20 protein-coding genes and 1 tRNA gene are annotated in these 17783 nt (G+C 68.9%); 10 read left to right on the top strand and 11 right to left on the bottom strand.

What is annotated here, in order from left to right; all coding sequences use genetic code 11:
- The first annotated feature begins 252 nt into the window (after nt 1-252).
- The 4 genes from WDJ58_RS15325 to WDJ58_RS15310 are packed head-to-tail and all read left to right on the top strand — an operon-like array spanning nt 253 to nt 4305.
- On the top strand, nt 253-1197 hold the full coding sequence (locus WDJ58_RS15325; protein WP_380661625.1) for a branched-chain amino acid ABC transporter permease: 945 nt from the start codon (nt 253-255) through the stop codon (nt 1195-1197).
- Nucleotides 1194-2582, top strand: coding sequence for a branched-chain amino acid ABC transporter permease (locus tag WDJ58_RS15320; protein WP_338914141.1), 1389 nt, complete (start codon nt 1194-1196; stop codon nt 2580-2582). The genes WDJ58_RS15325 and WDJ58_RS15320 overlap by 4 nt, the downstream gene beginning before the upstream one ends.
- Nucleotides 2579-3475, top strand: a complete 897-nt coding sequence (locus WDJ58_RS15315) for an ABC transporter ATP-binding protein (protein ID WP_338914140.1) — start codon at nt 2579-2581, stop codon at nt 3473-3475. The genes WDJ58_RS15320 and WDJ58_RS15315 overlap by 4 nt, the downstream gene beginning before the upstream one ends.
- Entirely contained in the window at nt 3472-4305 is an 834-nt protein-coding gene (locus WDJ58_RS15310; RefSeq protein ID WP_338914139.1) for an ABC transporter ATP-binding protein, read from the top strand. Before WDJ58_RS15315 ends, WDJ58_RS15310 begins: the two co-directional genes overlap by 4 nt.
- A gap of 56 nt (nt 4306-4361) precedes the next feature.
- Here WDJ58_RS15310 and WDJ58_RS15305 read toward each other — a convergent pair whose 3' ends face one another.
- The 3 genes from WDJ58_RS15305 to WDJ58_RS15295 form a co-directional block, all read right to left on the bottom strand.
- A complete protein-coding gene (locus WDJ58_RS15305) occupies nt 4362-5621 on the bottom strand; it encodes an ABC transporter substrate-binding protein (protein WP_380661623.1) in 1260 nt (419 codons plus the stop codon).
- A 246-nt stretch (nt 5622-5867) separates the two neighbouring features.
- Nucleotides 5868-6428, bottom strand: coding sequence for a cyclic nucleotide-binding/CBS domain-containing protein (locus WDJ58_RS15300; protein ID WP_338914137.1), 561 nt, complete (start codon nt 6426-6428; stop codon nt 5868-5870).
- 81 nt (nt 6429-6509) lie between these two features.
- Entirely contained in the window at nt 6510-7271 is a 762-nt protein-coding gene (locus WDJ58_RS15295; protein ID WP_338914136.1) for a GTP cyclohydrolase III, read from the bottom strand.
- 146 nt (nt 7272-7417) lie between these two features.
- On the opposite strand from WDJ58_RS15295, the gene udk reads away from it, so the two are divergent.
- Complete coding sequence (gene udk, locus WDJ58_RS15290) at nt 7418-8056, top strand: uridine kinase (RefSeq protein WP_338914135.1); 639 nt, start codon at nt 7418-7420, stop codon at nt 8054-8056.
- Nucleotides 8057-8093: 37 nt separating this feature from the next.
- Here udk and WDJ58_RS15285 read toward each other — a convergent pair whose 3' ends face one another.
- From WDJ58_RS15285 to WDJ58_RS15275, 3 genes are all read right to left on the bottom strand, one after another.
- Nucleotides 8094-8612: a cupin domain-containing protein gene (locus tag WDJ58_RS15285; protein ID WP_338914134.1), complete on the bottom strand. Its 519-nt coding sequence runs from the start codon at nt 8610-8612 to the stop codon at nt 8094-8096.
- Nucleotides 8613-8744: 132 nt separating this feature from the next.
- Nucleotides 8745-9206, bottom strand: a complete 462-nt coding sequence (locus WDJ58_RS15280; protein ID WP_338914133.1) for a hypothetical protein — start codon at nt 9204-9206, stop codon at nt 8745-8747.
- Between the two features lie 119 nt (nt 9207-9325).
- Nucleotides 9326-9640: a DUF5785 family protein gene (locus WDJ58_RS15275; protein ID WP_338914132.1), complete on the bottom strand. Its 315-nt coding sequence runs from the start codon at nt 9638-9640 to the stop codon at nt 9326-9328.
- 106 nt (nt 9641-9746) lie between these two features.
- Here WDJ58_RS15275 and WDJ58_RS15270 point away from each other — a divergent pair, with 106 nt between their 5' ends.
- Nucleotides 9747-10181, top strand: a complete 435-nt coding sequence (locus WDJ58_RS15270; protein ID WP_338914131.1) for a hypothetical protein — start codon at nt 9747-9749, stop codon at nt 10179-10181.
- A gap of 10 nt (nt 10182-10191) precedes the next feature.
- Here the strand turns inward: WDJ58_RS15270 and WDJ58_RS15265 are convergent, their stop codons facing one another.
- Nucleotides 10192-10389 carry a hypothetical protein gene (locus tag WDJ58_RS15265; RefSeq protein WP_338914130.1) on the bottom strand — a complete coding sequence of 66 codons (198 nt, stop codon included), beginning with the start codon at nt 10387-10389 and terminating at the stop codon, nt 10192-10194.
- Between the two features lie 561 nt (nt 10390-10950).
- A tRNA-Ser gene (locus WDJ58_RS15260) sits at nt 10951-11034 on the bottom strand.
- A gap of 93 nt (nt 11035-11127) precedes the next feature.
- On the opposite strand from WDJ58_RS15260, the gene WDJ58_RS15255 reads away from it, so the two are divergent.
- The gene (locus WDJ58_RS15255; protein ID WP_338914129.1) at nt 11128-11910 is read left to right on the top strand and encodes a GHMP kinase; all 783 of its coding nucleotides are present in this window, start codon (nt 11128-11130) and stop codon (nt 11908-11910) included.
- 40 nt (nt 11911-11950) lie between these two features.
- On the opposite strand, the gene WDJ58_RS15250 is transcribed toward WDJ58_RS15255, so the two are convergent.
- Nucleotides 11951-12700 (bottom strand): hypothetical protein, encoded by a 750-nt coding sequence (locus WDJ58_RS15250; protein ID WP_338914128.1) that lies wholly within the window; start codon nt 12698-12700, stop codon nt 11951-11953.
- A 59-nt stretch (nt 12701-12759) separates the two neighbouring features.
- On the opposite strand from WDJ58_RS15250, the gene WDJ58_RS15245 reads away from it, so the two are divergent.
- Nucleotides 12760-12966: a hypothetical protein gene (locus WDJ58_RS15245; protein ID WP_338914126.1), complete on the top strand. Its 207-nt coding sequence runs from the start codon at nt 12760-12762 to the stop codon at nt 12964-12966.
- 48 nt (nt 12967-13014) lie between these two features.
- Here the strand turns inward: WDJ58_RS15245 and WDJ58_RS15240 are convergent, their stop codons facing one another.
- Nucleotides 13015-13869 carry a formate/nitrite transporter family protein gene (locus tag WDJ58_RS15240; protein WP_338914125.1) on the bottom strand — a complete coding sequence of 285 codons (855 nt, stop codon included), beginning with the start codon at nt 13867-13869 and terminating at the stop codon, nt 13015-13017.
- A 193-nt stretch (nt 13870-14062) separates the two neighbouring features.
- On the opposite strand from WDJ58_RS15240, the gene WDJ58_RS15235 reads away from it, so the two are divergent.
- Nucleotides 14063-15562 carry a hypothetical protein gene (locus tag WDJ58_RS15235; RefSeq protein ID WP_338914124.1) on the top strand — a complete coding sequence of 500 codons (1500 nt, stop codon included), beginning with the start codon at nt 14063-14065 and terminating at the stop codon, nt 15560-15562.
- A gap of 99 nt (nt 15563-15661) precedes the next feature.
- A complete protein-coding gene (locus WDJ58_RS15230) occupies nt 15662-16276 on the top strand; it encodes a class I SAM-dependent methyltransferase (RefSeq protein WP_338914123.1) in 615 nt (204 codons plus the stop codon).
- A gap of 140 nt (nt 16277-16416) precedes the next feature.
- Here WDJ58_RS15230 and aroC read toward each other — a convergent pair whose 3' ends face one another.
- The gene (aroC, locus tag WDJ58_RS15225; RefSeq protein WP_338914122.1) at nt 16417-17649 is read right to left on the bottom strand and encodes a chorismate synthase; all 1233 of its coding nucleotides are present in this window, start codon (nt 17647-17649) and stop codon (nt 16417-16419) included.
- Nucleotides 17650-17783 lie beyond the last annotated feature (134 nt).

Here is a 17783-nt window from a genome sequence, read left to right as displayed (position 1 = left end):
CGCTCCCTGACCACACACGGCATGGGGTCGACAGTACGCCGGTACGTAGTGTTATTTATGAGCCTCCACACTACAGGCTATCGCATGGGTATAAGCGAAACGTACGCACGGGGCCGGCGACTGCTGGGAGCGAACCCCGGCAGCGTCGTCCTCGTGGGGATCGTCGTCGTCCTGCTGCTCGACCTGGGGCGGCAGCTACTCGTCGACGAGCAGCAGTTCTTCCGTCTCGCCGTCCTCCTCAAGGACGGCCTGATGCGGGGGCTGGTGATCGGGTTAGCGGGGATCGGGCTCTCGATGACGTACAGCATTCTCAACTTCGCCAACTTCGCACACGGCGACTACATCACCGCCGGGGGGTTCGCGGGGTGGGCGACGACCTACGCCGTCGCCGGGGCGTTCGGTGCGCGGGCGGACATCGGATCGCTCCTGCTCGTCGGGGCCGGGGGGTCGGTGTTCGGGGGTGCGCTCGGCATCGGCATCGTCTCCTCGCCGCTCGCCGTGATCGGGGGGCTCCTCGTCGCGGGGGTGTTCACCATCGCGCTCGCGCTGTTCGTCGATCGGTACGCGTTCAAGCCGCTCCGTGACCGTTCAGGTATCGCCCTGCTCATCACGAGCATCGGGGTCGCGTTCGCCATCCGGTTTCTCATCCAGTTCGTCTTCGGGCCGAGCCGACGGGGGCTCACCGCCACGCAGCCGGCGATCACCGTCCCGTTCATCGACGGGACCGTCCAGCTCAGGGCACACGACATCACGCTCGCGGTCGTCGCCATCGCGCTGATGCTCGGTGTCCACCTCCTCCTCCAGCGGACGAAGCTCGGCAAAGCGATGCGCGCGATGGCCGACAACGAGGACCTCGCCCGGGTGACGGGCATCCCGACCGAGCAGGTCGTCCGCTACACGTGGATCATCGGCGGTGGCCTCACCGGCGTCGCCGGATACATGTTCTTCCTCTGGAAGGGGACGATGGGTTACTTCGACGGCTGGCTCCTCCTCCTGCTGATCTTCGCGGCCGTCATCCTCGGCGGCATCGGGTCGATCTACGGGGCGATCCTCGGGGGGCTGATCATCGGCGTCACCGCCTCGGTGTCGGTCGTCTGGATCCCGAGCGACTTCTCCCGTGCCGCCGCGTTCCTCGTGATGATCGTCATCCTGCTCGTGAAACCACAGGGCCTGTTCGCCGGGAGGACGACAGCATGAGCGCGAGCGACACCGAATCCGAGGACTCCACCGGGGCACTCGCGGCGCTCTGGGAGAAGGACGTCACGAAGATCGGGGCGCTGCTCGCGGTCATCTACGGGGTGTACATCCTCACCGGGGCATTCCTCGGGTTCGAGGTCCGCGGGCAGATCAACTCCGTCGCCAGTCTGACCTTCTACATCGCGGTGTTCGCCCTGCTCGCGCTCGCGCTCAACCTCCACTGGGGCTACACCGGGCTGTTCAACATCGGTATCGTCGGGTTCATGGCCATCGGCATCTACACGATGGCGATCGTCTCGAAAGCGCCGCTGTTCGCCGCCGAGACCGGTCGCTCGGGCGGGTTCGGTATGCCCATCATCGTCGGCATCATCGCCGGGACCGTCGTGGCCGCGCTGCTCGGGCTCGTGGTCGCGCTCCCGGCGCTGCGGCTCCGGGCGGACTACCTCGCCATCGTCACCATCGCCATGAGCGAGATCCTCCGGTTCGCCTTCCTCTCGGGCGACCTGGAGCAGTTCACCGTCGGCGGCTACGTCGTCGGGCTCGGCGGGGGCTCGGGGCTCATCCTCGACTTCACCCAGCCGGTCCAGGCGTTCTTCACCGCGTTCGGGCTCTACGACGTCTACCTCGGGTTCGTCGACGTCGTCCAGGTGGCCGTCCCGAACAACCCCAAGCCGGTCGTCGACGGCCTGGTATACGGCGTCCTCCTGCTGTTCGTCGTCGTCGGTTACTACGTCCTCATGCGACGGATCGGCAACTCCCCGTTCGGTCGGGTGCTCAAGGCCATCCGCGAGGACGAGGAGGCGACGAATTCGCTCGGGAAGAACACGGACGCGTTCAAGACGAAGGCGTTCATGGTCGGCTGCGGGCTGATGGGGCTCGGTGGCATCCTCTGGTTCATGACCCAGGGAGCGATCACGCCGAACACCTACCGCCCCCGGCTCACGTTCTTCGTCTGGATCGCGCTCATCATCGGCGGCGCGGGCTCGAACACCGGGAGCGTCATGGGCGGGGCCATCTTCGCCGCGGTGCTGTTCCAGGGGCCGCGTTACCTGAAGAACGTCATCGAGACTCTCATCGAGGTGGATGCTCCCTCGGGGTTCGGCCCGGCGGTCTCGCCCCTGATCTCGAACCTCGACCCAGTCCCGTTCCTGTTCTACACGATCGACAGCATCCGACAGCTCCAGCTCGTCATCATGGGGCTGGTGCTCATCTACCTGATGCACAACCGGCCGCAGGGGCTGCTCGGTCACCGGAAGGAGCCGGCATCGGGCGTCCCGCTCGAACGACCGCGTCGCGCCTCCGGCGAGCGCGAGGGCGGCGGCACGCCGCCGGCCGCCACCGACGGCGGCTCCGGTTCCGGCGATTCCGGGGGTGAGGACCGATGAGCGAGGGCGGGGTCGACGACCCGGCCGTACGGAACAACGTCCCCGAGGACGCCGACGTGGAGGTGGACGAGGCCGAAGCCCAGGACTCGGCGGCCGAGGAGGCCGCCAAGCACACCCCACGCGGGATCCCGCTCCGCGTCCAGGACCTCCGCAAGGAGTTCGGCGGCATCACCGCCGTCGACGGGGCCTCCTTCCAGGTCGAGGAGGGGACACTCACCGGGCTCATCGGGCCGAACGGCGCGGGCAAGTCGACGACGTTCAACTGCATCACGGGCGTCCTCGAACCGACCGCCGGGGCGGTCTACTTCAGGGGCGAGGAGATCACGGGACTCGAACCCCACACGGTCGCCAACCGGGGGCTCGTCAGGACGTTCCAGATCGCCCGCGAACTCGAGGAGATGACCGTCCTCGAGAACATGATGCTCGCCCCGCGCGGCCAGCGCGGCGAGTCGCTCTGGCGGTCGGTCCTCCCGTTCACCCGTAACTCGGTCGTCAACCAGGAGGGGGAGGTGCTGGAGCGGTGCTGGGAGATGCTCGACTTCTTCGAGATCGACCACCTCGCCCACGAGTACGCCGGCACCCTCTCGGGCGGACAGCGGAAGCTGCTCGAACTCGCGCGGGCGCTGCTCACCGAGCCGGAGATGCTGCTGCTCGACGAGCCGTTCGCGGGCGTGAACCCCTCGCTCGAGGCACGTCTGCTCGAACACGTCCACGAACTGCGCGAACAGGGCTACACGTTCCTCATCGTCGAACACGACATGGACCTCATCATGGAGAACTGCGAGCACGTCATCGTGATGCACCAGGGCAAGGTGCTGATGGAGGGCGCTCCGGAGGAGGTCCGGACCGACGAGCGGGTCATCGAGGCCTATCTCGGGGGTGAGGTCGAATGAGCGGGACCGAACCCGAACCCGGCGGGGCGGTCGATGGGGCCGACGGGGCCGAGGGAACCGAAGAAGCCGACGGCGCGGAGGGGACCGGGACCGCGGGGGCCGCCACGGAGGTCTCGACCTGGTCGGACAGCCTCCTGCGGGTGCGTGACCTCGACGCGGGTTACGGCGACCTCCAGATCCTCACCGACGTCACGATGGACGTCCGTGAGGGGGAGTACGTCACCATCGTCGGGCCGAACGGCGCGGGCAAGTCGACGGTGATGAAGTCCGTCTTCGGGCTCACTTCGCACATGGGCGGGACCGTCACGTTCGACGGGACGGACATCACGGGGTGGAACCCCGAGGAGATCATCCACGAGGGCCTCGGGTACGTCCCGCAGAACGACAACGTGTTTCCGACGATGTCGGTCCGCGAGAACCTCGAGATGGGCGCGTACATCCTCGACGAGGTGCCACAGGACGCCCTCGACATGGTGTTCGACCGGTTCCCCATCCTGGAGGAGCGGGAGGACCAGCGTGCGGGGACGCTCTCGGGCGGCCAGCAGCAGATGCTGGCGATGGGCCGGGCACTGATGCTCTCGCCGCCGCTGCTGCTGCTCGACGAGCCCTCCGCGGGGCTCGCGCCGGACCTCGTCGACGAGATGTTCGAGAAGGTCGACGAGATCAACGACGCTGGCACGGCTATCCTGATGGTCGAACAGAACGCCAAGGAGGCGCTCCGCCGGTGCGACCGGGGCTACGTCCTCGTGAACGGTCAGAATCGCTACGAGGACGACGGCGACGTCCTGCTGGCCGACCCGAAGGTCAGACAGGACTTCCTCGGCGGCTGACGCGAAAGAAGGCGAGTTTCGACCGGGGTCGGGGTCGACCCGAACTCCGAACCGACTCAGTTACCCGACGAGAGCGCTTCCTGCACGACCGACGTGTAGGAGGACTCGTTCTGGTTGTAGGCGATCTGTGCGAACACCTCGCCGTCGAAGGAGTCCTGGAAGACGCCCGCGAAGCGCTCGGAGAGCTGCTGGCCGTAGTCGTTGTTGACGTACAGCGTCGCGGCGCTCGAGCCCTCGAGACGCTCGGAGGCGACCTGGGCCATCACGCGACCCTGCAGGCGGTCGGAGGGTGCGGTCCGGAAGATGTAGTCGTCGTCCTCGAGGTTGGTCACCGACAGCGCCGTCGAGGACGGCGAGCAGCCGACGACCTGGTTCGGGATGAACGCCTGCTGGGAGACGGGGACGTTCACGCCCGAGGAGGCGGTCCCGCAGACGAACGGCACGCCGGCGTTGACCAGCGAGTTCGCGGCCGCGACACCGGCGCTCGGGTCGGTCTGCGTGTCCTCGGTCTGTGCGTCGACCTCCAGGTCGACGTCGGAGTCGTTGACGAGCGTCGCCGGGAGCTGGGCGGCCTGGATCATCGGCTGGCCGGTCGAGGCGAGGTTGCCCGTCTCCGGGAGGAGGATACCGACCGAGACCGTGCGCCCGAGCCCGCCGGGGCCGCTGTCCGCGGAGGGACCTTCACCGTCGGGGTTCTGCCCCTCGAAGTTCTGGACCTCCTGGGTCTCGGTTCCCTGCTCGTCGGCACCGAGGAACTCCCAGATGGCGTACGCCGCGGAGGCCGGGTCGCCGTTCTGGTCGAAGTTCGTCGCCGAGGACGCGCCCTGGTAGTTGACGTCCTCGCCGTTGGCCGCCGCCTCGACGCCCTCGACGAGGTTCTGCGGGCCGACCTCCATCCCGCCGGGGTTGGCAATCCGGCGCATCTGGTCGCGGACGGCGGATCCGTTGTTCTCGCCCGCGGCCGCGTTCGCCAGGATGCCGATGGCGGCCGAGTCGTACGACTGGGAGGTGAACACGCCGGGCGCGTTGCCGTACTCCTCCTGGAACTGGTCGGCGAACGCCTGCTGGTTCGGACCGCCGGCCGCCGGGGCCGTCCCCGTGACGTTCGCCATGTCGTTACCGACCTGTCCCGGGAGCGCGGGGTCCCGCAGCCCGTCCGGGATGAGGATCTGCTCGGAGCCGTCGCTCTGGCTGTAGTAGTCGCGGAACAGCTGGATGCCGTCCTGCGGATAGCCGATGACCACGAGGACGTCGGGGCTGCCACTCCCGCCACCGCTGCCCGTCGTCTCCCCGGGGGTCTCCGTCTCGCCACCCATCGTCTCGGTCGGCTCCGGACTGCCGCCCATCGTCTCGGTGGGGGTCGACTCCGACCCACCGTCGCCGCCATCGCCGCCGTCGCCACCGTCACCGCCGTCGCCGCCGGTACAGCCGGCGAGCGCCGCGATACCCGCCACGCCGGCGGTCTTGAGCCACGTCCGACGCGAAACGTTTCTTTGTGGTGTCATACCAACCGCTCTTTTACTGTGAACGGTTATAAGTTACTCGATGATTTACGCCGTGCGTCAGACGTCCCGACAGTCCGGACAGAGGGGTTGACCGTCGGTCTCGAGGAGATCACGGGAGAGCGCCCCACATCCCTGACAGATGCTCTGGTCGGAGACGGCCCGGTCCGTCGTCGCCGCGCGGTCGTCGCCGGGGGCGTCCCCGTTCACCGCCGGATCGCCCCCCGGTGGCTCCCTGTACCGCTCGATGGTCGTCGCCGAGAGCAGGTCGTGCTCGGTCACCAGCCCGACGGGCCCCTCCTCAATCACGAGCAGTCGCCGGCTCCCCCGGGAGGTCATGGCGTCGACGGCGATGTCGACGCCGTCGTCCGGGTCGACCGTCGGGGCCGAACTCCGCACGACGTCGCCCACCTGGACCGTCTCGGGGTCCCGCCCTTCGCTGACCACGCCGAGGACGTCCCGCTCGGTCAACAGGCCGACGGGCTCCTGTCCGCGGAGCACCACCGCACACTCGGCACCCTCCTCCAGCAGCAGTTCGGCGACGGAACGCACGTCGTCGGACTCGCTCACGCCGACGAACTCACGGTCCATCACGTCCCTGACGGTGAGTTCGGTGTCCATAGCCCGGCGTTGACCGCTGACCGGCTAAAAGCTACCTCCGGCAATCTTATGTGTGACGATAACTAATGGCACGGATCGCGCTCAGTCCCGGAACTCGACCGTCGTTCCCTCGTGTCGACAGGTCTCGAGGGCGTGTTTCGCCCCGATGCCCGCCGACTGGGCGGTCCGGGCCCGGCCGACGCCGACCTTCAGGTCGACCCCGACGGCGTCGTGGACGTGCTCGCACGCGTCGGCGTACTCGTCCTCGGTCACGTCCGAGCAGACCGCGATGACGTTGTCCCCGCCGACGAAGAACGCGAGCGAGTCGTGCGCCCGGCGCATGTACCGCATCAGTTCGGCGTACCCCTGTTCGATCTGGATGAACGTGTCGAACTCGTTGAGCCGATCGGTGTACTTGCCGGTGGCGTCGTTCACGTCGAAGTGCGCGATCTGGACGTCCTCGGCGCCTCGGTCGGCCTCCGGGAGCGGATCGCCGCGGAGGATCTCCGTGCGCCCCTCGTCCTGTGCGCTGCCGGCGTCCTGGAGCCGGTCGGTCGCTCGGCCCAGCGCCACTGCCGGGGACGGGTCGACGGCGATGGACAGCGACACCGAAACCGGATACCGGTTGCCGACCGACTCCTGGATGAGCGAGTGGGCGTCGACGTCGAGACCGTTGGTCACCGCGACCATGTTGTCGAACCGCGAGAAGAAGACGTACCCCTCGCGGTTGCCGACCAGCTGCGAGAGGTCGGCGTAGAGTCGTGACTGGAGCGTCTGGAGGTCGACCTCGCGCCGGGGCTCGGGGGTGACCGTCCAGGGCCCGTAGTTGTCGATCTGGACCAGAGTGACCTGCGTGTTCGTCACAATCGTGGGTGCGGGGGGGTTGGTTATACGCGTTATCGTTCACGGATTCGTGATGCGGACGCCTGACCGGGCGGCGGCCGCTCCCGTCGGCCGGTCCCGACCGAAATCCGGGTGGTTCATACACCCTCGCCCGGATGGGACGCGTGATGACCGTCCCCTCGCTCGTCGTGGCCATCGGCGGCGGGACCGGCGCGGGCAAGACCACCATCGCGCGGCGGATCACCGAGGGGATCGACTCCGTCTCGCTCGTCCCGCTCGACAACTACTACCGGGAGCGTTCGGGCACCCCCTTCGAGGAGCGCCGCGAGGTGAACTACGACCACCCCGACGCGTTCGACTGGCCGCTCGTCCGCGAGCAGGTCTCCGCGCTCTGTGAGGGGCGGGCTGTCGAGATGCCACAGTACGACTTTTCCGTCCACAACCGCACCGAGGAGACCGTCCGCGTCGAACCGGGTGAGGTCGTCATCGTCGAGGGGATACTCGCGCTGCACGACGACGGCCTCGGCGGGATGTTCGACCTCCGGCTCTACGTCGAGACCGACGCCGACGTCCGCATCCTCCGGCGTATCCGCCGGGACGTCGTCGAACGCGGCCGGGACCTCGAAGGGGTCATCGACCAGTACCTCTCGACGGTCAAGCCGATGCACGAGCAGTTCGTCCGACCCACGAAGGCCGAAGCCGATCTCATCATCCCCGAAGGGGCGAACGAGACGGCCGTCGACCTCCTCCGGGATCGGATCGAGGGCGTCGTCGGGAGCGACCCGCCCGAGCCGTTCTCCGAGTGAACGTCCGTCCGGCTCGCCGCTCGTCGCACGCTCGTTCTCACTCCTCTCTGTCCCCTTCCTGGCCGTCCTCTCCGACCCCTCCTTCCCAGTAGTCGACGTCGTCAGCCAGCCGGTAGTACCCCGAAACCGTTCGCTCGTCCGACGACCCGGGAGGTGCACCCGCGTAGACGCCGAACTTCCCCGAATCGGGGTAGACGGTCACGTCCGGCTCGATCATCGTCGAGATCATCAGATACCGCAGCGGGGCGTCCCCGTCGTTCACTACGCGGTGACCGCCCTCCTCGCTCGCGGGAAAGCCGAGGTACGTCCCCGCCGAGATCGGCGTCTCCCCGTCGGGGCCTCGCACGCGACCGGCCCCCGCGAGGACGTACATCGCCTCCTCGTTGGCGGTGTGGTAGTGGTAGGGCCAGGCGCGCTCACCCGGCGGGAGTTCGTAGAGGCTCGCACCGAGCTTCTCGCCGTCCGCGGGCTCGGCGAGCTGCTTGCGCCTGAACCGGGCGTCACCCTCGTCGTACTCCCGCCAGTCGAGGTCGGCCTCGTTCGTCGGATCGGCCATACCGGAGCCCCGACGCGGGGGGACAAAAAGCGTCGTCCGTCCCGTCGGTTCCCGGAGCCGTCCAGCGACGGCCGGAGACGGCGGTGTCGGCCCGGCAGCGCTCGACGGTGGTGTGCGACTGTCGCTCCCGATCTATCGACAGGACGAGGTGTAGTACTTCCAGCCCAGGGCACCGACGTTGCCGACACCCAGCGCACTGACCCCCAGGTAGACCACGGTCCGCGGGCCGAACAGATCGATCGACAGGATCCCGAGGCCGAGGACCACGGCGAACCCTCCGACCATGAGCAGGCCCGACAGCAGTTCGACCCGCATCTCCGGCGAGGGTCGGTACGGCGTGAGGGTCCGATCCCTCCGATCGCCGTCGGATTCGACCACCGGCCGGAGGAGGTCGCGCAACCGGTCCCAGACGTATATCGAGAACCCGTTCAGCGCGACGCCGAACGCGATCACGACCGCCACCACCCCGCCACCCCAGATCCCCAGATACAGCAGTAGCCCCGCGGCGACGAGGAACAGGGTACTGAAGACGGCGTGACCGGACGCCCCCTCGAGGTAGCTGACCGCCTCGACCCGGGTGACCTCGTCCTCCATGACCGGACCGCAGGGGTATCGAGCCGACGCGGTTTAAACGTTCGTTCAGTCGGGGTGTTCCCGGGGAGCCGTATCCACCGTTCGGAGGCGGAGACGCGGATCCGCGAACCCTCGCCCGGCTACCCGGGGAAGGTCTCGGGGTCGACGAACCACATGTCCCCGCGGCGCATCCCCCGGCCGACGGCCTGGTGGAACGCCTCGATGTCCTCGAACTCGTCCTCCGGGACGTGCTCGAACACGTCCGCGACGCTCACGACGGTCTCGTGGTCGAGCCGGACCGGCTCGTCGCCGTGCGCGTCGAGGAAGTCGGCCTTCGAGAGCGGGAAGTCCCCCTCCTCGTCGAGCTTCTTCGCCAGCACGGCCTGTCCGTACTTGCGCATCCCCTCGCTGCCCTCCTCGCCGTCGGGGTCGTGCGGCCAGTCGCTCGCGCTCATACCCCGGGGTCGGAGCCCGCGAGCAAAGGCGTTCCGCTCTCCGCACGGGCGGCGAGCGGGTCGGAAGGCCCAACACCCCCGACCGAGAAGCCGACCCGACTACCGGATGTACTCGAAGCAGCACTTCCTCATCTCCGTTCTGGTGGGGGTGGCCGTCGCCGTCCTCGCCGGAATGACGCTCCCTCTGGCCGTCGCGACGGTCGGCTACGCCGCCGTCCTGGGCGTCGGTGTCGACTTCGATCACTTCCTCGTCGCCCGGCTCAACACCGGGCGGTGGGACGCGCTGATCGGCGTGATCCGGAACCCCCGACGGGCGTTCCTCGACCAGGAGGACATCTTCGAGGAGGGCAAGGACGTGACGAAGATCCAGCGACTGCTCAGCCACGTCGTCCTCGGCGGGCTCCTCGTCGCCGTCCTCTACCCCTTCCTCCCGTACTTCGCCGTCGTCTCGGCGGTCGTCCTCTACGTTCACGTCCTCTGTGACCTCTACCAGGACGTTCGGGACGAGGCCGAAGCCCGATCGCCGCACGGGCGGCTCTGAGCGGTCGCACTTACTCCTCCAGCGCGTCCGCGACCCGCTCGTGGGCCCGGACGAGCCGCCACAGGAGGTAGAGGAACACGAGTGGGATGGCGATACCGAACCAGGCGAGTATCTGCTGGGCGATCAGGACGCTGTAGAGGAGGGTGACCAGGGCGACGGCCACGATGCCGAGGAGGACCTGGCGTTCACGGGGGCTGTCGGAGGGCACGGACGACCGATCAGTCGGTCCGTTCGTCGAAAAAGCTGACGCTCGACGTCCCGTGGCTCCGCCGTGGGGTACTGCTCTCCACGCTGCCGACCGACCGCTTCGCTCACCGTTCGGCATCGAGCCGATCGAAGGGAGTCATCGCCTCGCTCGTCGCAGAACGGTGGGACTGGGATTCGAACCGGAGTATGACTCGCTATGCTCGCCACACAGGGCTCGAATCACCAGTGTTTACCGTTCGCTCGTCACGTCTGTTCCTCGGAGAACGGTGGGACTGGGATTCGAACCGGAGCGAGACGGTCGACCTCGCTTCGCTCGGCCGCTGCGACTCGCAGGATTCGAACCCAGTCCGTTCCGGATCGCTCGCTCGCGTAGTGCGGTCGGCTCCGGCCGACCGCGTCGTTCGCGAACCGAGTACGGTGGGGCTGGGATTCGAACCGGAGCCGGACGTACTCACTCACTTCGTTCGCTGCGCGCGACCGGCAGGGCTCGAATCCAGTCGTCCGATCCACCCGTTCACGTAGTGCGGCCGGCCGACGCTGGCCGCGTAGTTCACGGGAAATGCGGTGGGACTGGGATTCGAACCCAGGAAGCCTCTCGGCTACCGGTTTTCAAGACCGGCGCAATGGGCCGCTCTGCCATCCCACCACGCCGTAGCCTACCCCCGGGCGGGGCAAAGTGATTGCGGTCGGCGCGCCCTCGTCCGTCGGACTTAGGTCCTTCCGCCCCCAGGAGGGATCGATGAGGGCTCACGCACCGGGGAGCGTCACCGGGCTGTTCGCGCCGCCGGCCGAGGAGGGCGACCCCTCGGGCGGAGCGAGCTTCGCTACCGAGGACGGGGTAGTCGTCGAGGTCGTACCGGCCCCGGAGACCAGGGTGACTGTCGAGGGTGAGCCGGCACCGTTCGAGCCGGTCGAGCGGGTGCTCGCGGCGCTCGGTGTGACGGCGGCGGTCGACGTCCGCCCGGAGGTACCCCTGGGTCACGGGTTCGGCGCGAGCGGCGCGGCGACGCTCGCGGCCGCGCTCGCGGCGAACGCCGAGTTCGACCTCGGGTGGGAACGCGAGGCGCTCCTCGACGCCTCACAGGAGGCCGAGATCGCCGCCGGAACCGGGTACAGCGACGTGATCATCCAGAACCTGGGAGGGTTGCTCTGGAACACCGGCGGCGGGGTGGAGCGGCTCGAACTCGACGTGCGGGTCGAGTACGTCACCGACGGGGGGATCGCCACGAGCGAGATGCTGGCCGACGAGCAGTTCGTGCGGACGGCGAACCGGGTCGGCTTCGACGAGATAGAGCGTTTCGCGGCCGACCCGTCGCTCCGGTCGCTGGCCGAGCGCTCGCGGTCGTTCCTCCGGGAGACCGGTATCGCGACGCCGTTCGTCGAGCGGGAGATCGAGTGCGTCGAGGACGCGGGCGGGGCCGCCGGAATGGCCCTGTTCGGCGAGACGGTGTTCGCGGTCGACGTCGAGGACGTGTTCCCCGAGGGTACCAGGATCTCGAACGAGGGAGCCCGGCTCCTGTAGCTCGCCGCTGTGACGTGCCGGCTCCGTGACCGAGTGATCTTCAGCGGCCGCGATCGACCCGGAGCACACCGTCCTCGGGGGCCACCCGGAGGTCGAGCGCCGCGAGCGCGTCGGCGGTGTGGAGCGGGACGTTCCGCCCGGCCGCACGGCGGGCCCGCACGAGGACGAGCAGGTCGGCGAGGTCCGACGCCGTCTCCAGGACGGGTGCCATCCCGACGTAGTCGACGTCGAGGTCGGCGTCGGCCCCCCGTCGTGTCAGGGTCTCCATCGCGGGCGGCACGTACGCGTTCTCGAAGTCGATGGGCTCGCGGAACCCGGCGTAGTAGACCCGCCCACCGGGTGCGGGCCCCAGGACGACGTCCCGCCGGCGGAGCTTCATCGCCGTCTCGTCGATCCCCTGGCGTGTCAGCAGGACCGCCGTCGGCTCGGTGATGGCGACGCTGGCGACGCCCTCCTCGGAGAGGAGGTGGCTCGCGGTGTTGCCCGCGCGGCCGGCGAACGTCTCCCCGACCTGCACCTCGAAACGAACCTCCTCGGCGTCCACCTCGGCGACCGCTTCCAGGGACTCGCGCAGTTCGGCCTCGCTGTCGCCCTCCCCGTCGAGCGCGTCGTCGGGTCGGTAGTTCACCAGCAGATCGCCGCCGCTCGTCGCCACCGCTCGACAGACGTCACGGAATCCCGCCTCGTAGAGGCCCGCCGCCTCCTCGGCCGTGAGGGGGGTCGTCTCGACGAGGCGCTCGTGGACGAGGCCGGGACGGGGCGGATCGGACAGGACCGCGACCGTGGTCATACCGGCACTCCGTCGGCGAGCGTCTTGAGTTTTATATTCCCCCGGCGGGACCAGCGAGTATGATCTCGACGGTCGCGGGCTGGCTGGCGGCGCTGCTGGTCGTGCTCACCGCACTCGGCGCGCTCGTGACGCTCGTCGTCGGACCGCTCCTCGGGGAGTTCGCCGTCGCGTCGGTGGTGGTGCTGATACTGGTCGTCGCCGCGGTCGCGGCCGGGGCCGTGCGCGGGGCCCGGGCGGGCGGTTGGCTCTCGACCCCCTACTGGTGACTCCGGGCGGACGACCCCCGAAGACGACCGGTACGGAGCCGTTCGTGGTCAGTCGGGACGCGGGCCGCTCCGGACGACGTGGCTGTACTTCAGCAGCGAAACGAAGACAGATCCCCCGAGTGCGTTTCCGACGGTGGCCGCGCCGAGGAACCGGAGGAAGTCCACGTAGGTGAGTTCCGGCGAGACGAGCACGCCGGCGAGCACCTCGACCGTTCCGGCGATGCTGTGCGGGAGGTGTGCGAACCCGATCGCGGTGGCGATCAACCAGACGAACAGGAGCCGTGAGACGGACTCCTGAGCGGCCGCGACCAGCCACGAGAGCAGTCCCATCAGCCACCCGGCCAGCACGCCGGCGGCGACGATGACCGGCCACCGATACGCGGTGAATCCCTCGGCGATCTCGACGAACGCCCGCGGTTCGGCTATGTCGAGTGCCGGAGCGATCAGGACGATGATCCCCGCGAACATCGCGCTTCCGACGACGTTGCCCGCGTAGACCAGTCCCCACAGTCGGCCGAGCTGTGCGAGCGATGCCTGGCGGTCGAGTACCGGCAGCACCGCGAGCGTCGTGTGCTCGGTGAACAGTTCGGACCGTCCCATGACCACGAACACGAACCCCAGCGCGTACGCGTTCGCCATCAGGAGCTCCCCCACGACGGGCGAGGAGAACGAGAACCCGGCCGTGGTGAGTACGACGGCCATCAAAAGCGGGCCGAATCCGATGTCGAGCCCGGCCGACAGCGCCGATATGAACAGGCCGCTGCTCGGCCGGTTGAGTTCCGAGAGCCCCTCCTCTAGCTGGACCCGCAAGATGTCCTCCTCGTCGGTCTGCCTGCCCTCCCCCTCGTCGTCGGACACCGCCCCGGCATCCGAGTCCGTCACCTCCTTGGGGTCGGCAGGCATGCCCTGGCCTACCCGCGAAGGACGGAAAGGGCTACTGCATGCAGACTCCCTCGCCACGAGGTGGGATCCCCGACCACCCACAGGTTCACGCCATCGGACGGAACTGCGAGACAAGTTCGCTACCCCGGGGTGGTGACCACCTGCGGGACGTTACGCCCGACAGTATTAGTGCTCGGAACCCCTCGACAGGACGATGGACGGACGGTCCGGGTCCCGGGTGACCAGGCGGGGGTACCTCGGCCTCCTCGGAGCGGTCGGACTGGCCGGCTGTTCGGCTTCCGACGGCGAGCGCGCGGGGAGCGAGCCGACGGTCACCGCCGCGCCGCTCCCGGAGTCGACGCCGACGCCGCGCGACCGGCGGGTCGCCGGCTCGAACTCGGCCGCCGCTCGGTCGCTCGACGCGCCCTGGTACGAGCGGACGGCGACGACGACGCTCTCGCCGACCGGGCTGACCGTGGCCTTCCACCCCCGGCCGACGGACGTTTCTTCGCTCGTCGGGGGCGGGCGGTTCGTCCGCCCGGGGACGGCCGACGGACCGGCGCGACTGGTACTCGAACTGGCGAACACCGGTGAGAGCACCGTCTCGATCCCTCACGTCCCCGTTCCGGGACGAATCGTCACGCCGCGCGGCGACGCCCGGGCGTTCCTCCTCCCGGTCCGCCCGCCCGACGGAGGGGTCGGCGACGGTAACGAGCGCGACCGGTTCTGGTTCGACGGCTACTGGCGCGGCCGCCGCCGGACGGGCCGCGAACGTGATCTCTCCATCGACCCCGGCGAGTTGGGGTCGCTCGGGTACGTCCTCGTCGCCGGTCCCGAGGGTCCGGCCCTCCCGGTCGGGACCTACGCGTTCGAGACGCGGTTCGGCTGGACGTTCACGCTGGGCGTCTGGCGGACCGACGCTCCCGGCCCCGCGGACGCCTCCCGGTTCGCCGGGGCCGACGTTCCGGAACTCCCGGGCGACGGGGCGACCGAGTGGTTCCACCACGCTGACCGGAACACGGCCGTCTATCTCCATCCCTCGACCGAGCAGGTGTCGCTCTCGGATGGCGCGGAGACCCTGGACGCCGCGCTGTTCAACCACTCGTCGACCACGCTGGTCGGCAACCCTCTCGCGTACGAACTCCTGAAGCTTCACGAAGGAACGTGGTACCCGGTCGTCCCGGACCAGCTCCCGGATCCCGGAGGACACCTTCCGCCGGGGGCGACCCTCCAGAGGCGGTTCGTACTCCGCCACGACGGTCCGACCGACCCCGACGACGTCATCCCAGTGGGTCACCTCGGCGGCGGTCGATACGCGCTCCGGTTCGGGATGTACCGATCTGACACCCCCCGACGGCACGCCGCGCTCGTCGACGTCGAGGCCCCCGAACTCGAACTCTCGCCCTCGCCGGAGCTGCGGGTGGACGGGGAGGACACGGCCCGCCCGGTCGGGTGGCTCGATCCCGACGGCGGCCTGTTCGACGCCGTCGTCACGGCGACGCGAACCGGCGAACCGGCCGACCGGACGGTCGTCGCCGAGCAGGTCATGCACGACCCGATCCTCCGGAACACGATCTCGGTGTTCGGCCCGACCACCGAGATCGTCGAACTGCACACCCGGGACGCCATCGCCGACCAGCTTCTCCCCTCGAGGGGGACCCTCCGGGTCTCGCTACGGGGGGCGGTCTACGAGCTGGTCCGCCAGGACGACTGAGTCGACCCGAGGCTCGGTGACGAGCGTGCATCCGCACGTTCTCGGCAAGCGGGCCCGCCGACGAGCGAGCTAACCGGGGCCGGTTCCTACGCACGTCCGATGAGGGACGTGCTCTCCGACGCCGGGCGTCAGCGACTCGACTCCGACGACGACGCGCGGTTCTACGACCAGCCGCGGTTCGTCCACCACGTCGACGAGGGGTTCCGCGACCGGCTCGCGCGGCTCTACGCCGACCGACTCGGCCCGGGCGACGACGTGCTCGACCTGATGGGGTCGTGGATCTCTCACCTCCCCGACGTCGAGTTCGGTCGCGTGGTCGGCCACGGCCTGAACGCCGAGGAGCTCGCGACGAACGAGCGATACGACGAGTGGTTCGTCCAGGATCTCAACGTGGACTCGGAACTCGATTTCTCCGACGAATCGTTCGACGCTGTCACCTGCGCGGTGTCGGTCCAGTACCTCCAGTACCCGGGACGAGTGTTCGCCGAGGTAGCCCGCGTGCTCCGGCCCGGTGGCGTCTGTGTGGTCTCGTTCTCGAACCGGATGTTCCCGGGGAAGGCGGTGCGGGCCTGGCGCGATCGGGAGATGGACGACCGAGCCGACCTGGTGAGCCGGTACCTGGACTCGACGAGTGTGTTCGATCCGCCAGAGACGATCCGCGAGGTACCGGGCCGGGACCCGTTCTGCGCCGTCGTGGCGCAGCGCCGCGAATAGGGTCGCGTTCGGAACCGATAGCACACGGCGGACGAGGGCGTTCCCCTCGTCCGTGAGCGAGGACGCCCGATCGCGACTACAGAGGATGCCACCCGATACCGTGCCGCCGGGTGACCGCGACAGCGAAGGCGACCCGACGTCTATTCCTCGTCCGGCTCGGCCGGCTCCGCCCGGGTCGCCGCGTCATCGGGATCGTTCCGCGGCGAACTCGGGTGGTAGTCGGTGTCGTACTCGCCGGGTCGGCCGTCGAGACGGTCGGGGTTGATGCGACCCCCGAGGAGCATGAAGTCCAGAACGGTGAGGTTGAGCATCGCCTCGACCACCGGCACCGCCCTCGGGGGGAGGACCGGGTCGTGTCGCCCGACGACCTGGATTCGCTTTCGTTCGCCCGTTTCCCAGTCGACCGTCTCCTGCTCCTTCGGGATGGACGTGGGTGCGTGCCAGGTCACCTCGCCGTATATCGGCTCCCCGGTCGTGATCCCCCCCTGGAGGCCACCGTGGTCGTTGCCGACGGGGACCGGGTCGCCCTCCTCGCTCGCCACGTCGGGGCGATCGCCCTCGTCGAACGTCCAGTCCTCGTTGCGGTCGATACCCGCGACCTCGCGGGCCTCGCGCCCGAGGCCGTACTCGAACGCCGTCGTCGCGGGGATGGCCATCAGCCCCGCACCCAGCCGCGAGGCGAACGAGTCGAACCGTGGGGCACCCAGTCCTCGCGGAACGCCGCGAGCCTCGAAGTAGATCGAGCCCCCGATCGAGTCGCCCGCCTCCTGGTACTCGTCGATGCGCTCGCGCATCCGTTTCGCCGTCTCGGGATGCGCACAGCGGACCTCGTTCTCCTCGGTGTGTTCGAGCATCTCCTCGAAGCTAACCTCCGGTGCCTCGATGTCGCCGATCTGGTTGACGTGCGCTTTCACCTGCACGTCGTACTCGGACTGGTCGAGGACCTGCTTGGCGACCGCGCCCGCGGCCACCCAGTTGACCGTCTCGCGGGCCGACGAGCGCCCACCGCCGCCCCAGTTTCGCGTCCCGAACTTCGCCGAGTAGGTGTAGTCACCGTGGGAGGGCCGAGGGGCAGTGACGAACGGTTCGTACTTGCCCGATCGGGCGTCCTTGTTCTGGATGACCATCCCGACTGGAGTACCGGTCGTGTAGCCGTCCTGGACGCCCGAGTTGATGACGACCTCGTCGGGCTCTCCCCGAGAGGTGGTGATCATCGACTGGCCGGGCTTCCGTCTGTCGAGTTCGACCTGCACGTCGTCCTCGTCCAGTTCGACGCCCGCCGGGACTCCCGAGACGGTACAGCCCATCGCCGGCCCGTGGCTCTCCCCGTAGGTCGTCACCCGGAAGAGCCGGCCGAACTCGTTGCCGTTCATTACCACTCCGTGAGGGAGGCGGGCATTTAGACGTTGCAGGTTCGCGGGCCGCCGGTCTCGACTCCGGATAGCCACACTCCGAGCGTTCAAGTGCGGTGACGGGACCACCCCGAGGCGTGACCTGAGCGCCGCCG

This window comes from Salinirubellus litoreus (assembly GCF_037335815.1).
GTDB classification, from domain to species: domain Archaea; phylum Halobacteriota; class Halobacteria; order Halobacteriales; family Haloarculaceae; genus Salinirubellus; species Salinirubellus litoreus.
Note: the sequence above shows the minus strand (reverse complement) of the source record. Positions and strands in the feature narration are given on the sequence as shown.

Excerpts from the sequence above, each read along its gene's own strand:
- WDJ58_RS15325 (WP_380661625.1), top strand. The coding sequence starts at position 253 with ATGCGGGGGCTGGTGATCGGGTTAGCGGGGATCGGGCTCTCGATGACG.
- WDJ58_RS15320 (WP_338914141.1), top strand. The coding sequence starts at position 1,194 with ATGAGCGCGAGCGACACCGAATCCGAGGACTCCACCGGGGCACTCGCG.
- WDJ58_RS15315 (WP_338914140.1), top strand. The coding sequence starts at position 2,579 with ATGAGCGAGGGCGGGGTCGACGACCCGGCCGTACGGAACAACGTCCCC.
- WDJ58_RS15310 (WP_338914139.1), top strand. The coding sequence starts at position 3,472 with ATGAGCGGGACCGAACCCGAACCCGGCGGGGCGGTCGATGGGGCCGAC.
- WDJ58_RS15305 (WP_380661623.1), bottom strand. The coding sequence starts at position 5,621 with ATGGGTGGCGAGACGGAGACCCCCGGGGAGACGACGGGCAGCGGTGGC.
- WDJ58_RS15300 (WP_338914137.1), bottom strand. The coding sequence starts at position 6,428 with ATGGACACCGAACTCACCGTCAGGGACGTGATGGACCGTGAGTTCGTC.
- udk (WP_338914135.1), top strand. The coding sequence starts at position 7,418 with ATGACCGTCCCCTCGCTCGTCGTGGCCATCGGCGGCGGGACCGGCGCG.
- WDJ58_RS15285 (WP_338914134.1), bottom strand. The coding sequence starts at position 8,612 with ATGGCCGATCCGACGAACGAGGCCGACCTCGACTGGCGGGAGTACGAC.
- WDJ58_RS15280 (WP_338914133.1), bottom strand. The coding sequence starts at position 9,206 with ATGGAGGACGAGGTCACCCGGGTCGAGGCGGTCAGCTACCTCGAGGGG.
- WDJ58_RS15275 (WP_338914132.1), bottom strand. The coding sequence starts at position 9,640 with ATGAGCGCGAGCGACTGGCCGCACGACCCCGACGGCGAGGAGGGCAGC.
- WDJ58_RS15270 (WP_338914131.1), top strand. The coding sequence starts at position 9,747 with ATGTACTCGAAGCAGCACTTCCTCATCTCCGTTCTGGTGGGGGTGGCC.
- WDJ58_RS15255 (WP_338914129.1), top strand. The coding sequence starts at position 11,128 with ATGAGGGCTCACGCACCGGGGAGCGTCACCGGGCTGTTCGCGCCGCCG.
- WDJ58_RS15250 (WP_338914128.1), bottom strand. The coding sequence starts at position 12,700 with ATGACCACGGTCGCGGTCCTGTCCGATCCGCCCCGTCCCGGCCTCGTC.
- WDJ58_RS15245 (WP_338914126.1), top strand. The coding sequence starts at position 12,760 with ATGATCTCGACGGTCGCGGGCTGGCTGGCGGCGCTGCTGGTCGTGCTC.
- WDJ58_RS15240 (WP_338914125.1), bottom strand. The coding sequence starts at position 13,869 with ATGCCTGCCGACCCCAAGGAGGTGACGGACTCGGATGCCGGGGCGGTG.
- WDJ58_RS15235 (WP_338914124.1), top strand. The coding sequence starts at position 14,063 with ATGGACGGACGGTCCGGGTCCCGGGTGACCAGGCGGGGGTACCTCGGC.
- WDJ58_RS15230 (WP_338914123.1), top strand. The coding sequence starts at position 15,662 with ATGAGGGACGTGCTCTCCGACGCCGGGCGTCAGCGACTCGACTCCGAC.
- aroC (WP_338914122.1), bottom strand. The coding sequence starts at position 17,649 with ATGAACGGCAACGAGTTCGGCCGGCTCTTCCGGGTGACGACCTACGGG.